The sequence below is a fragment of the Rhizobium sp. K102 genome (assembly GCF_022385315.1).
Classification (GTDB): Bacteria; Pseudomonadota; Alphaproteobacteria; order Rhizobiales; family Rhizobiaceae; genus Rhizobium; species Rhizobium croatiense.
Map to the genome: position 1 here is coordinate 4,073,067 of NZ_CP092436.1, position 12,691 is coordinate 4,085,757.

The window sequence follows — 12,691 nt, forward strand, 5'->3', positions numbered from 1 at the left end:
GTCATGGCCTTCCTCGAAATCTCCGGTCTCAGAAAACGCTTCGGCGCCGTCGACATCCTCAAGGGCATCGACCTCGAACTCGAAAAGGGCGGCTTTCTCGTGCTGGTCGGCCCGTCCGGCTGCGGCAAGTCGACCCTGCTCAACACCATTGCCGGGCTGGAGACGATCACCTCTGGCGATATCCGGATCGACGGGCGCGCCATCAACGGCCTGCATCCGTCCAAGCGCGACATCGCCATGGTGTTCCAGTCCTATGCGCTCTATCCGAACATGACGGTGGCCGGCAATATCGCCTTCGGCATGGAGATCCGCGGCGTTCCGAAGGAGGAGCGGGCCAAGGCGATCAAGCAGGTCTCCGACATGCTGCAGATCGGTCATCTGCTCGACCGCAAGCCGAGCCAGCTTTCCGGCGGCCAGCGCCAGCGCGTCGCCATGGGCCGGGCGCTGGTGCGCAATCCGCAGGTCTTCCTGTTCGACGAGCCGCTCTCCAATCTCGACGCCAAGCTGCGCGTCGACATGCGTACCGAGATCAAGCGGCTGCACCAGCGCATGGGCACCACCTTCGTCTATGTCACCCACGACCAGATCGAGGCGATGACGCTGGCGACCAAGATCGCCGTGCTCAAGGACGGGGTGCTGCAGCAGTTCGGCACGCCGGCCGAGATCTATAACAGCCCGGCCAATCTCTTCGTCGCCGACTTCATGGGATCGCCGGCGATGAACCTGCTCAACGCCACCGTCGAGGCCGGTGTCTCCGGGCTTGCCGTCGCACTCGAGCGGCCGAACGGCGCGCCGCTGAGGCTGCCGGTCGTCGCAGGCAATCACGGCCTGTCGGCCTATGCCGGCCGGCAGGTGATCTTCGGTATCCGCCCGGAAGCCTTGACCGATCCGGATGGCGCCGACCGCAAGGCGCGCTCGCTGACCGAGGACGATTGCCTGATCGAGGTGGTCGAACCGGCCGGCTCCGACACCTTCGCCGTCACCAAGCTCGGCGGCAAATCCGTCGTCGCCCGCCTGCGCGCCGATGCCGGCATCGCCCCGGGCCAGAACACCCGCCTTGCCTTCAATCTCGACAAGGCCGTGTTCTTCGATCCCGACAGCCAGATGCGGATCGCGTGATGGCCGTCAGGCGGCGGCCGTCACAGTGAGGGTCACCGGCGCAAAACGCGAGGAAACCGCTTCGACGGTGATCTCGCCGACCAGACCCGTCGCCTCCAGCCAGAAGCCGGCGGTGCCGCCCTGCAGCGGCACATTGGCCGGGCCGACGATTTTTCCGGGTCCATGCACCTTCAGCGAAATGCTGTCGTTCATGAAGGGCAGTCGCTGGCCGCATTGGTCGAGGGCGCGGATGATGACGCGGGTGCTGTCGCGTTCCCGGGCTTTCAGCGTGTGGCTGTCGGCGACGATTTCCAGCGTCGTCGGCAGAGGATCGGCGGCAAACGTCAGGCTCGCCACCGGCTCGCCGCCGATATAACCGGTCAAGGCGCCGTCGATCCATTCGAGACCCCAGGTGCCGAGCTCGTCGGCGGTGAAGTGGCGATGATCGAGCACGACGGGCGGATGCGGCAGATGCGGATAATTCTCTCGGTCCGGGCCGATGCGCTTGCTGAGGCCGCCATATCGCAGTTCCACCTCGTCGCAATTGGTCAGGATGATCAGCGGCAGCACGCCGCCGATATTGCGCTCGCCGCGCGCCCAGAAGGTCACCGGCTTCATGACGATCTCGTCGGACGGGTCGCACTGGCTGATATAGGCATAAGCGGCGAATTTCGGCTCGCGGAACATGTCCATGACGCCGTGATAGCAGATGCGGTCGCCCGAGCCGAAATCCTTGTGGGTGTTGTAATCGAACATGCACCAGCCGATCGCGCCCGAAATATCGGGGTCGCCATAGGCGGCATTCAGCACCTCCAGGTGACGGCGCACATGCTCGGCCTGGCGCTGCTCCTGATCATAGACCTTCGTCGGGTGCATGTGGCCGTTGAACTCGGTGATGAGATACGGCACCTTCCGGGACAGACCGGTATTTTCCTCTTGGCCGCGCAATGCGGTGCGCGGGCGATTGGCGCCCGGCAGTTCCTCGTTGCCGAGGATGAAGTCGTTCATCGTGTAGACGTCTTCGAGCAGTTCGCTCTCGGTGATGTAACGCACGCCGCCGGTCTGGCGGGTGCTGTCGAGCTCGCGGGCGAGGCGATTGGTCTCGGCGTAAAAATCGTGATTATCCTGGGACTCGTTGATGCGCACGCCCCAGATGACGATCGAAGGATGGTTCCAGTCGCGCTCGATCATGCGGCGGACGTTCTCGATCGATTCCTTCTGCCAGTCGGCATCGCCGATATGCTGCCAGCCGGGGATCTCCTCGAACACCAGCAGGCCGATCGCATCGCAGCGGTCGAGGAACCATTTCGACTGCGGATAATGCGAGGTGCGGACAACATTGCACTTCAGCACGCTTTTCATGATGTCGGCATCGCGCTCCTGGGCGGAGCGGCCGGCGGCATAACCGATATAGGGGAAGGACTGGTGGCGGTTGAGGCCGCGCAGCTTGAGCGGCTTGCCGTTCAAGAGGAAGCCTTCCGGCGTGAATTCGGCGGTGCGGAAGCCGAAGCGGGTGGAGACACGGTCGGAGCCGTGCTCCGTCCGGAGTTCGACGGTGACTTCGTAGAGCGTGGGATCGGTAATGTCCCAGAGGGTAATGCCGGTGAGGCCGCCGAAGGAAAGCCTGGTGCGGTCGCCGATCGTCTCGGTTGCTGCGGTGGCGATCACCGCGCCGTCCGACTGCTTCAGCGTGGCGGTGACGGTCGCGGAGAAGCTGCGGGCCTCGGGATTGGCGATATCAACGCCGATGGTTGCCGATTTCTCCGGAGCGAGGACGTCCGCGGTTTCGATCTTGAGATTGCGGATCGACACCGGATCGGTGACCTTCAGCCAGACGTCGCGGTAGATGCCGGCATAGGTCAGATAATCGATGCGGCCGCCGAAGGGCGGGATCTCAGGGTTTTCGCTGCCGTCGATCTTGACGGTCACGAGGTTCTCGCCCTTGATGAGCTTGCTGGTGAAACGGGCCTCGAAGGGGGTGTAGCCGTCCTTGTGGGCGATGATTTCTTCGCCGTTCAGATAGACGACGCTGTCGGCCATGGCGGCGTCGAAAACGAGCGAAACCTCGCGGTCCTCGAATTCCGGCAGCCAGCGCAGCACTTTTTGATAGGTGAAGGCACGCTGATAGCTTTTCTCGTCGAAATAGTTGAACGGCAGTTCGACAGCGGTATGGGGCAGGCTGACCGACTTGCCGGCGTCGAAGCTTTCGAGCAGACGCTGTCCGAAGCCCTCGTGGAAACTCCAGCCTTCGTTGAAGGAAACGACGGAACGCATCTCAGGCTCTCCCGGTCATGGCATCAGAAGTCGTGCGGCGCCCTACGGCGCGTGAAAATCGGGTCATCGGGACATCCCTTCTTGATGCAATGGATCTGCGGGCTGCCAGAACAGGATGTTGTCCGAAACCGCTCACAGGTTTCGGCATCATGCTCTGAAGCACGCACATCGAATCTCATTCGTGTGACGCGCTTTAGCTTTTTTTATGCAATTCGTCATCCCGGAACGGCGATCTTCAAGCCGGTGCCTGATCCTCACGGATATTGGGCGCCGTTGGTCTTCGTATAGATCGAATAGACCGAGCGCGTCGCGGTGATGAAGAGCCGGTTTTTCTTGAGGCCGCCGAAGGTGAGGTTGGAGACCGTCTGCGGCACCCTGATCTTGCCGAGCAGCGCGCCGTCGGGTGAGAAGCAGTGCACGCCATCCCCCGCGCTCGTCCAGAGATTGCCGCTGATATCGAAGCGGAAGCCGTCGGGATTGCCGACATCGAGGCTGCAGAAATAGCGGCCGTTTGCGAGCTTCCTGCCGTCGACGACGTCGAAAACTCTTATATGGCGCGGCACGTCATGTTTTGCCGAGCCGGAATCGGCGATGTAGAGTTTCGTCTCGTCGGGCGAGAAGGCAAGGCCGTTCGGCTGGATGAAATCCTCGACGACGGCCTCGATTGCGCCGCTTGAAGGGTCGATCCGGTAAACGTTTCGGGTTGGCTGCTCGGGCTCGGCCTTGTGGCCCTCGTAATCGGACAGGATGCCGTAGGTCGGATCGGTGAACCAGATCCCGCCATCGGAATGGACGACGACATCGTTCGGCGAGTTCAGCCGTTTGCCTTTGTAGCTGTCGGCGAGAACGGTGATGCTGCCGTCGAGTTCGGTGCGGGTGACGCGGCGGCCGCCATGTTCGCAGGACACCAGCCGACCCTGCCGGTCGCGGGTGTTGCCGTTAACGTAATTGGAGGGCGAGCGGAAGACCGAGACCGTGCCGTCGGGGGTCCAGCGCATCATGCGTTCGTTCGGGATATCGCTCCAGAGCAGGCAGTTGAGGTCAGAAAACCAGACCGGGCCTTCCGTCCAGCGGCAGCCGCAATAGAGTTCCTCGAGCGCGGCGCTGCCGATGACCAGAGCGCCGAAACGTTCATCGCGGATGTCATAAAGCGGATTGTCGGCCACGCCAGTTCCTCCCTGAATGCTGCTGTCCTTTTCCTAGCGACAAACGGAGGGAGGTGCCAGAGCCCGGTGATCGGAAATGCCCGGCTCCAGTTTTTCAGAGGGCGGCGACCGGATGCGGCGAGCCGTCGTAAGCCCCCCAGATCGACTGGTCGAAGCAGATGACCGAGCCGGTCATCAGCCCGGATTCGGCCGACGACAGGTAAGCGCAGGCGCGCGCCACCTCATGCGGATCGACGAGGCGGCCGAAGGGCTGGTTCGCTGCCGCCTTCTCCAGCCAATCGGCGGGGGCATCGTGATATTCGCGCTGGATGCGGTCCTCGCCTTCGGAAGCCATCCAGCCGATGTTGAGGCCGTTGACGCGGATGCGATTGCGCAAGAGCGCATAGGCGGTGTTCTTCGTTAGCGTTTCCAACGCGCCCTTGGAGGCGCAATAGGCGGCGATGAAGGGCTGGCCGGCTTTGGCCGACATCGAGCCGATATTGACGATGGTGCCTTCGGTCTTTTCGCGGCGCATGACCTTCACCGTCTCCTGCATCAGGAAAAACGGCGCGCGGACATTGACGGCGAACATGGCGTCGAAGAGTTCCGGGCTGGTATCGAGGATGGTGCCGCGATCGGTGATGGCGGCGGCATTGACCAGCGCGTCGACCCGGCCGAAGGCCTCGTCGCAGGCGTGCACAACATTCTGCGCGTCTTCGACCTTGCCGAGGTCGGCCTTGACGTAGACGACCTTCACGCCGGTCGCGGCCGAAATCTCCGCGGCCTTCGCCTTGCCCTTGGCCTCGTTGCGACCGCAGATGACGATGCCTTGCGCACCGCGTTCGGCGAAAAGACGGGCGATGGTTGCGCCCAGCCCTTGGGTGCCGCCGGTGACGATCGCAATCTTGCCGTCAAGGCGGTCGTGGTTCGTGCTCATGTGGTTCCTCCTCGGTGGTGATGCGCGAATGGCCTCCCGCGGGTACGGGAGGCGGTTATGTCAACGTGTGTGGCCCCTCAACCGGCTGCCGCCACCTTCTCCCCGGGGAGAAGGGATATGCCGCGCCGTCTGTTTTCCCCTTCTCCCCTCGGGGAGAAGGTGCCCGTAGGGCGGATGAGGGGGCTCCAGCTCTCTAGTCAGCTCAACTTCTTCCTCGCCTGCTCGGCAAGCGCTGCCGTAAAGGCCTCGTCGCTCCAGCCTTCCTTCAATGCCTCGTGCATCAGCTGTGCCTGCGTCTTCGGCGCCAGGCCGCCGAGCGGCGGGTCGCGGTCGAGATTGGTCGGGAAGGAATAGCCTTCGGCGCAAGCCGCGACGGCGTTGGTGATTTCATCGGGCGTAAGCCTGCCCTGCAAGGTATTCAACGCGGGAAAGAGCCTGGCGCTCATCCTCTCGCGATTGACGGTTTCCATTGCCCGACCGAAGGCGGAGGAGACCTGCAGGAGGTTGGCGACACGTTTGATGTCGGCCGAGCGGTTGGTGCCGGCGGCGTGAAAGAGGGCGGGATTGAAGAAGACGATATCACCTTTTTCGAGCGGCAGCTGCACGTGGTTGGCTTCGAAATAATCGCGGAATTCCTGGCGCTTCAGGGCGAGATAACCCGGCACATAGGTCTGGCTGTGCGGCAGGAAGAGCGTCGGGCCGCTTTCGAGCGGCATATCGCAATGGGCGACCGCGCCCTGCAGCGTCAGCACCGGCGAAAGCCGGTGCACATGCGCCGGAAACTGCTCGATCACCTGAGACGACTGAAAGCCGAGATGGTAATCGCGATGCGCCGACTGTGCTGAGCCGCCCGGATTGACGCGGTTGACCTGCGCCGTCATCTGATAGCTCGGGCCGAGCCAGGCTTCGCTCGCCAGCGCGACGATGGCGTTGCTGTAATATTCGGCGAAATTCGTTGGATCGGCGAGGCAATGTTTTTCCAGCGAATTCCAGATCCGGTCGTTGGCGCCGGGTTTGGCGAAGTGATCGCCGCCGCCGGTCGAGGTGCGATGCTGTTCGTCGATGATCGCGTCGAAGATCGCACCGGCACGGTCGATGACGCCGGTATCCTCGTAAGCATGTTTAAACACGATGACGCCGGGGCCTTCGCCGAAGGCCTCGCAGATTTCGGCCAGCACGGCGCGCCGGTCTTCCGCTGCCGCCGCCATCACCTTGCGGCTGTCATAAATCAGGATGTTTTTCTCGACCGCTGACGCGGTGGGGTAATCGGCAAGCGCGGTCGTCTTTTCCGCAACACGGCGAAAATCGGTAAGATCGCAGGCATCTTCAGAGAGCCAGACACGGTCGGCCCGCAATTTCTGCTGGTTATCGGTTTTCATCCCAGGCTCCTCCCTGTTTCCGATGAGGCACTATACGCCGCGATGCGCGGTGATGTAGATCAGGAATCCATCAAAAAACCATCAGGAAGGGTTCCCATGGCACATGCTTTTCTCGTCAAGGACATCGCCTTTCAGGCCGGACTGAGCACCGCAACCGTCGACCGGGTGTTGAACGGCCGGCCGGGCGTGCGGCAACAGACGGAAATGCGGGTGAGAGCGGCGATCGCGGAGCTGGAGAAGCAGCAGACGGGGGCGATGAGCAGCGGGCGCACGCTGGCGATCGATATCGTCATGGAGACGCCGCAGCGTTTCAGTGATGCGGTACGGGCCGCCTTCGAGGCAGAGATGGCAACCTTTCTGCCCGGCGTCTTTCGCTGCCGCTTCCACTTTGCCGAAGTGCTGAAGCCGGCAGAACTTGTGCAGCTTCTCGATCGCATCCGGCTGCGCGGCACGCACGGCATCGTACTCAAGGCTCCTGATGTCGGCGAGGTCGTTGCCGCCGTCGCGCGGGCGGATGCGGCCGGGATTCCCGTGGTGACGCTGGTGACCGACCTGCCGAATTCGGCGCGCATCGCCTATGCCGGCGCTGACAACCGGGCGGCGGGAGAAACTGCGGCCCATCTTGTCGGCGAATGCCTCGGGAGTGACAGCGGCAAGGTGCTGGTGACGCTGTCGAGCGGGCGGTTCCGCGGCGAGGAGGAGCGCGAAATCGGTTTTCGCCGCGTCATCCGTGCCCATTACCCCGACATCGGCGTCACCGAAATCAGCGAGGGACACGGCAGCGATGCGGCGACGGGAGCGCTTGCGGCGGCAGCGCTCGCGGCCGATTCCGCGATCAATGCCGTCTATTCGATTGGCGGCGGCAACCGAGCCGTGCTGGCAGCCTTCGAAGCCGCCCACCGTCCGGTCCGCGTCTTTGTCGCCCATGATCTCGATGCCGACAATCGGGCTTTGCTTGCGGCACGCCGGATCGGCTTCGTGCTGCATCATGATCTCAGAACCGATGCGCGTTCGGCCTTCAGGGCGATCATGAGCCGCGAGGCCTCAGCCCGGCGGACGGTTCCCGCCTTGCTTTCAGCGGTTGAAATCATCACGCCCTACAACATGTCGGCCGGCGATTGAGCCAATCGGCTTTCCATCGATGCCGGATTTGGGCTAAAGCTTGATATGAGCGAGGTAAGCGGCATGGATTACAGCGACGTCAGCACAATTGCGGCCTGGGTTACGGAGCAGGGACTGAAGGGTGTTTCGGAAGCCGAACTGATGACGGGCTTCTGCGCGGCCTGCCGGAATGCCGGCCTGCCGCTCGACCGCGGCTTGGCGCTGATGGACACGCTGCACCCCGTGCATGAGGGCCGAGCCTTCCGCTGGGACAGCGTGGAGGAGATCGAAGCCGAATTCGAATACGGTCCGACGAGCTCGGGCGAAGCTGCCGCGAACTGGCAGCGCTCGGCCTTCTACCATCTCTGGTCTGGCAACGAGCGGGAGGTGCGCCGACGCCTGGGCTTCGGCGATCCGACCGATTTCAGCATGCTCGACAAGATCGCGGAAGCCGGCCACACGGATTTCGTGGCGATGATGCATCGTTTCAGCGAAGCCGGCACGATCGGCGAGATGGATTGCTTCTTCTCGCATTTCGCAACCAAACATCCTGAGGGTTTTTCCGATCACGATCTCGCCATCCTGCGCAAGCTCGTGCCGGTCCTCGGATTGGCGATCAAGTGCATCGCGCTGGGGCGGATCGCCCGCACCATCGCCGAAGTCTATCTCGGTGAGGACGCGGCGCGCCAGGTGATGGAAGGCAAGATCAGCCGCGGCAAGTCGGAGCGGATTTCCGCGGCGCTCTGGTTTTCCGATCTGTTGAACTACACCAAGATTTCCGACCGTGTGCCGCCCGAGGAAATCATCCCGCTGCTCAACGATTACAGCGAGGTGGCGATCTCGGCGATCCACGAGGCGGGCGGCAACGTGCTGAAGCTGATTGGCGACGGTGTGCTTGCGATCTTCAAGGGCGAGGTGCCGGCTGAGACATGCCGTGCGGCGCTCAGCGCCGAATCGCTGCTGCGGGAAAAGCTCGCCGCGCTGAATGCCGCGCGCGCGGCCGACGGCCGGGCGACGACGGACGTCTATATCGGCTTGCATATCGGCGATGTCTTTTACGGCAATATCGGCAGCCAGGACCGGCTGGACTTCACCGTCATCGGCCCCGCCGTCAACGAGGTCAGCCGGATCGCCTCAATGTGCCGTTCGGTCGATCTCAACCTGCTGATCTCCTCTGATTTCGCTGCGGCCATACCCCAGGAAGAGCGCGCCGCGCTTGCATGCGTCGGACGTTATGCGTTGCGCGGCGTGCAGCGCGCGCAGGAACTGTATACTCTTGACAGCGCCCGACTGAACGGCTGATTTCCAGGGCCGTTAGCGCAAAAGGCTCTGGCCGCCATCGATCCAGATGGGCGTGCCGGTGATGTGACGGGCGTGATCGGATGCGAGGAAGAGGATCGCCTCGGCGACATCCTCGCTCGAACCCTTCTTGCCGTTGGTGATCGGAATTTCGCCTTCCGGCCAAATGACCGGCACTTCGGTCTCCTCGCGATGGCGCATGGTGGTGTTGGCGTCAATGCCGGTTTCGATCGCTCCGGGGCAGACGGCATTGATGCGGATGCGATGTTTGCCGAGCTCCAGCGCAAGCTGCTGGACAATGGCAACTTGTGCCGCCTTGGTGGCGGTATAGGCGGTGGCGCCGGGTGTGGTAAAGGTGCGGGTGCCGTTGATCGAGGAGACGACGACGATGGAGCCGCCGTTCCGTTTGAGATAGGGCACGGTCAGATGGAGCGTCAGATAGGTGCCGCGCAGATTCACGGCCATCGTCTGATCCCATTCGTCAGGCCTCAGATCATCGATCGGTGCCCAAACGCCGTTGATGCCGGCATTGGCGACGACGATGTCGATGCCACCGAGGTCCTCGGTCATCCTGTCGATCGCCGCCCGCATCTGGGATTCGTCGCTCGTGTCGGCCGTCAGTGCGATCGACCGGCCGCCGGCAGCGACGATCTCATTGCAGGTTTCCCGTACTTCGCTTTCCGTGCGGCTGAGGACCGCGACCCTTGCGCCTTCGGCGGCAAGCTTCAATGCTGCCGCCTTGCCGATGCCGGAGCCTGCCCCCGTCACCAAGGCGCTCTTTCCCTCTAATGCCATGAGCCGCTCCTCTGCCAAGTGGTGGAGAAGCAATGATCGCCGCGGCTCTTGGTTCCGGAACGATTGTGGATCGGTCGCTATTTCAACAGGCTGTAGCGCAGCGCCCATCTCTCCGGCCCATGGACGGCGGCGAAGAGCAGGCCGGCGAGGAAGGTGAAGTGATCGACGAAGAAGCCTAATTCGGCCTGGTTCTGCTGCCAACGAGACGGTCCGTGGAAGGCAAAGGCGAGGAAGATCACGTAGATGCCTGCGAGCAGGCTGGCTTCGGCAAAGAAGGCCCCGGAGAGGAAGGCGAGCGCCAGCGCGATCTCGAAGAAGGCCGCGACCCAGGTCAGGAATGTCGCCATCGGAAAACCGGCGGCAGTGATATAGCCCGCCGTCGCGCCGATATCGGCGAATTTGAAGCCGGCGGCCATGAAGAAGATGAAGCTGAAGATGACGCGGGCGACGATGATGGCGATTGCTCTGGCCATGCTGAATCTCCTCTTTGAGTTTCCACTATGACGGGTGAGACGGGCGATATCCGACACGGCGAATGAAAAAGGGCCGCTTGCGCGACCCCTCCAATCTTTACCACTCTGCGAAGCTGCCGTCGGCATGGCGCCAGATCGGGTTGCGCCAGCGATGGCCTTCCTTGGCGCGCTCGATGACATAGGCCTCGTCGACCTCGATGCCGAGACCGGGCCCCTGCGGGATCGAGACGAAACCATCGGCATAGTGGAACACTTCCTTGTTGGAGATGTAATCGAGAATGTCGTTGCCGGTGTTGTAGTGGATGCCGAGGCTCTGTTCCTGGATGAAGGCATTGTAGCTGACGGCATCGACCTGCAGGCAGGCGGCGAGCGCGATGGGGCCGAGCGGGCAATGCGGCGCCAGCGCCACGTCGTAGGCTTCGGCCATCGCCGCGATCTTGCGGCATTCGGTAATGCCGCCGGCATGCGAAAGATCCGGCTGGATGATGTCGACATAGCCGTCAGAAAGGACCTGCTTGAAGTCCCAGCGCGAAAAGAGCCGCTCGCCGAGCGCGATCGGCGTCGAGGTATGGTTGACGATATCGCGCAGCGCTTCCTTGTTTTCGGAGAGCACCGGCTCCTCGATGAACATCAGCTTGTAAGGTTCGAGCTCCTTGGCGAGAACCTTGGCCATCGGCTTGTGGACGCGGCCGTGGAAATCGACGCCGATGCCGATATGCGGGCCGATCGCCTCGCGGATGACGGCGATGGTCTCGACAGCCTTTTCCACCTTCTCATTGGTGTCGACGATCTGCATTTCCTCGCAGCCATTGAGCTTGATCGCCTTGAAGCCGCGGGCAACCACTTCCTTGGCATTGTTGGCGACATCGGCGGGCCGGTCGCCGCCGATCCAGGAATAGACCTTGATGCGGTCGCGGAGCTGGCCGCCGAGCAGCGAATGGATCGGCTGTCCGAGGGCCTTGCCCTTGATGTCCCAGAGCGCCTGGTCGATGCCGGAGATGGCGCTCATATGGGCCGCACCACCGCGATAGAAGCCGCCGCGATACATCACCGTCCAGTGGCCCTCGATCAGGAAGGGATCCTTGCCGATCAAGTAGTCTTCGAGCTCGTGGACGGCAGCCTGAACGGTGAGCGCACGGCCTTCGACGACCGGCTCGCCCCAGCCGACGATGCCCTCGTCGGTCTCGACCTTCAAAAACAGCCAGCGCGGGGGGACGATATAGGTAGTAAGTTTGGTGATCTTCATCGCTGTTCTTTCAGTCTCTTCCCGGGTTTGCGATCGGCGGCGCGTCCGCAGATTTGTCGTGATCGGTCATTTCGTTCTGCCGATCGCTTTTTCGGCGGCGGCAAGATCGCGCACCGCAAGATCGAGCATGCGGTTGGCGCATTCGCGGGCGCCTGTTTTGTCGCGCATGCGCAGGGCCTCGACCAACTGGCCGTGAACGAGCACCGCATCCTCGCGATTCTCGACGCCGATATTGGAGGCATGCAGCGCATATTTCAGCGCCGCGTGAATGGCGCTCGACAGGCGGCGGAAGACCTGATTGTGGCTGGCGGTGAGCAGCACCGTGTGGAACATGACGTCGGCATCGGTGAAGCTTTCCGGGTCGCGGGCGCTGTCGCGCATCTGCCGCCAGGCATTGTCGAGATCGGCGATCTCCTGGGCGCTGGCGCGCTCGGCGGCATATTCGGCGGCTGCCGGCTCGATGGTGCGGCGGGCTTCGAGGATGCAGCCGAGCAGGTCGAAATCCTTGATATAGGGACCCATCCATTCAAGCACGTCAGCGTCGAGGATATTCCAGTCATCCTTGTCGCAGACGGTGGTTCCGATGCGCGGCTTGCCACGGACAAGGCCTTTGGATTCCAGCACTTTCAGCGATTCGCGAATGACGGTGCGGCTGACGCCGTAGAGCTCGCAGAGATCGTTCTCGCGGGGCAGCGGCGAGCCTGAGGGATAGCGGTCCGCACAGATATCCTGAGCGATCGCCGCCGTAACGTTGCGGCGTACGCGCGGACGGCGCTCGATGCGGCGGCTTTCGGCCCCGCTCTGTCGCTCGATTGTTTCCAACTCACCTCTCCGCTCTGTCTCGCGTGCTAGGCAATCGAACCTGATTATCCGAATTCGATCCGCTTTGCGACGCTTCCTCCCGGCATCTCGTCAATAATCCTATTATTCCAATCATCATACAT

General features: G+C 62.6%; 11 protein-coding genes. 3 read left to right on the forward strand and 8 right to left on the reverse strand.

Features of this window, described 5'->3' with window-relative positions:
- Positions 1-3 precede the first annotated feature (3 nt).
- Positions 4-1,119: an ABC transporter ATP-binding protein gene (locus MHI61_RS26000; RefSeq protein WP_239791113.1), complete on the forward strand. Its 1,116-nt coding sequence runs from the start codon at positions 4-6 to the stop codon at positions 1,117-1,119.
- A gap of 6 nt (positions 1,120-1,125) precedes the next feature.
- On the opposite strand, the gene MHI61_RS26005 is transcribed toward MHI61_RS26000, so the two are convergent.
- From MHI61_RS26005 to MHI61_RS26020, 4 genes are all read right to left on the reverse strand, one after another.
- Positions 1,126-3,372 (reverse strand): glycoside hydrolase family 2 TIM barrel-domain containing protein, encoded by a 2,247-nt coding sequence (locus tag MHI61_RS26005; protein ID WP_239791114.1) that lies wholly within the window; start codon positions 3,370-3,372, stop codon positions 1,126-1,128.
- A gap of 254 nt (positions 3,373-3,626) precedes the next feature.
- The gene (locus MHI61_RS26010; RefSeq protein ID WP_239791115.1) at positions 3,627-4,538 is read right to left on the reverse strand and encodes an SMP-30/gluconolactonase/LRE family protein; all 912 of its coding nucleotides are present in this window, start codon (positions 4,536-4,538) and stop codon (positions 3,627-3,629) included.
- Between the two features lie 94 nt (positions 4,539-4,632).
- The gene (locus tag MHI61_RS26015; RefSeq protein ID WP_239791116.1) at positions 4,633-5,454 is read right to left on the reverse strand and encodes an SDR family oxidoreductase; all 822 of its coding nucleotides are present in this window, start codon (positions 5,452-5,454) and stop codon (positions 4,633-4,635) included.
- A 197-nt stretch (positions 5,455-5,651) separates the two neighbouring features.
- Complete coding sequence (locus MHI61_RS26020) at positions 5,652-6,833, reverse strand: phytanoyl-CoA dioxygenase family protein (protein ID WP_239791117.1); 1,182 nt, start codon at positions 6,831-6,833, stop codon at positions 5,652-5,654.
- Between the two features lie 96 nt (positions 6,834-6,929).
- On the opposite strand from MHI61_RS26020, the gene MHI61_RS26025 reads away from it, so the two are divergent.
- Positions 6,930-7,955, forward strand: a complete 1,026-nt coding sequence (locus MHI61_RS26025) for a LacI family DNA-binding transcriptional regulator (RefSeq protein ID WP_239791118.1) — start codon at positions 6,930-6,932, stop codon at positions 7,953-7,955.
- 63 nt (positions 7,956-8,018) lie between these two features.
- Entirely contained in the window at positions 8,019-9,236 is a 1,218-nt protein-coding gene (locus tag MHI61_RS26030; protein WP_239792908.1) for an adenylate/guanylate cyclase domain-containing protein, read from the forward strand.
- A 12-nt stretch (positions 9,237-9,248) separates the two neighbouring features.
- Here MHI61_RS26030 and MHI61_RS26035 read toward each other — a convergent pair whose 3' ends face one another.
- The 4 genes from MHI61_RS26035 to MHI61_RS26050 all read right to left on the reverse strand — a co-directional run bounded on the left by MHI61_RS26035 (position 9,249) and on the right by MHI61_RS26050 (position 12,569).
- Complete coding sequence (locus MHI61_RS26035) at positions 9,249-10,028, reverse strand: 3-oxoacyl-ACP reductase FabG (protein WP_239791119.1); 780 nt, start codon at positions 10,026-10,028, stop codon at positions 9,249-9,251.
- Between the two features lie 77 nt (positions 10,029-10,105).
- On the reverse strand, positions 10,106-10,501 hold the full coding sequence (locus MHI61_RS26040) for a DoxX family protein (RefSeq protein WP_239791120.1): 396 nt from the start codon (positions 10,499-10,501) through the stop codon (positions 10,106-10,108).
- A 97-nt stretch (positions 10,502-10,598) separates the two neighbouring features.
- Positions 10,599-11,747, reverse strand: coding sequence for a galactonate dehydratase (gene dgoD, locus MHI61_RS26045; RefSeq protein ID WP_239791121.1), 1,149 nt, complete (start codon positions 11,745-11,747; stop codon positions 10,599-10,601).
- A gap of 66 nt (positions 11,748-11,813) precedes the next feature.
- Positions 11,814-12,569 (reverse strand): FadR/GntR family transcriptional regulator, encoded by a 756-nt coding sequence (locus tag MHI61_RS26050; protein WP_105007450.1) that lies wholly within the window; start codon positions 12,567-12,569, stop codon positions 11,814-11,816.
- Between the last annotated feature and the right edge of the window lie 122 nt (positions 12,570-12,691).

What these genes read in the sequence shown, in the direction of transcription:
- dgoD (WP_239791121.1), bottom strand. Translation starts at nt 11,747, where the DNA reads ATGAAGATCACCAAACTTACTACCTATATCGTCCCCCCGCGCTGGCTG.
- MHI61_RS26035 (WP_239791119.1), bottom strand. Translation starts at nt 10,028, where the DNA reads ATGGCATTAGAGGGAAAGAGCGCCTTGGTGACGGGGGCAGGCTCCGGC.
- MHI61_RS26040 (WP_239791120.1), bottom strand. Translation starts at nt 10,501, where the DNA reads ATGGCCAGAGCAATCGCCATCATCGTCGCCCGCGTCATCTTCAGCTTC.
- MHI61_RS26030 (WP_239792908.1), top strand. Translation starts at nt 8,019, where the DNA reads ATGGATTACAGCGACGTCAGCACAATTGCGGCCTGGGTTACGGAGCAG.
- MHI61_RS26015 (WP_239791116.1), bottom strand. Translation starts at nt 5,454, where the DNA reads ATGAGCACGAACCACGACCGCCTTGACGGCAAGATTGCGATCGTCACC.
- MHI61_RS26020 (WP_239791117.1), bottom strand. Translation starts at nt 6,833, where the DNA reads ATGAAAACCGATAACCAGCAGAAATTGCGGGCCGACCGTGTCTGGCTC.
- MHI61_RS26005 (WP_239791114.1), bottom strand. Translation starts at nt 3,372, where the DNA reads ATGCGTTCCGTCGTTTCCTTCAACGAAGGCTGGAGTTTCCACGAGGGC.
- MHI61_RS26000 (WP_239791113.1), top strand. Translation starts at nt 4, where the DNA reads ATGGCCTTCCTCGAAATCTCCGGTCTCAGAAAACGCTTCGGCGCCGTC.
- MHI61_RS26025 (WP_239791118.1), top strand. Translation starts at nt 6,930, where the DNA reads ATGGCACATGCTTTTCTCGTCAAGGACATCGCCTTTCAGGCCGGACTG.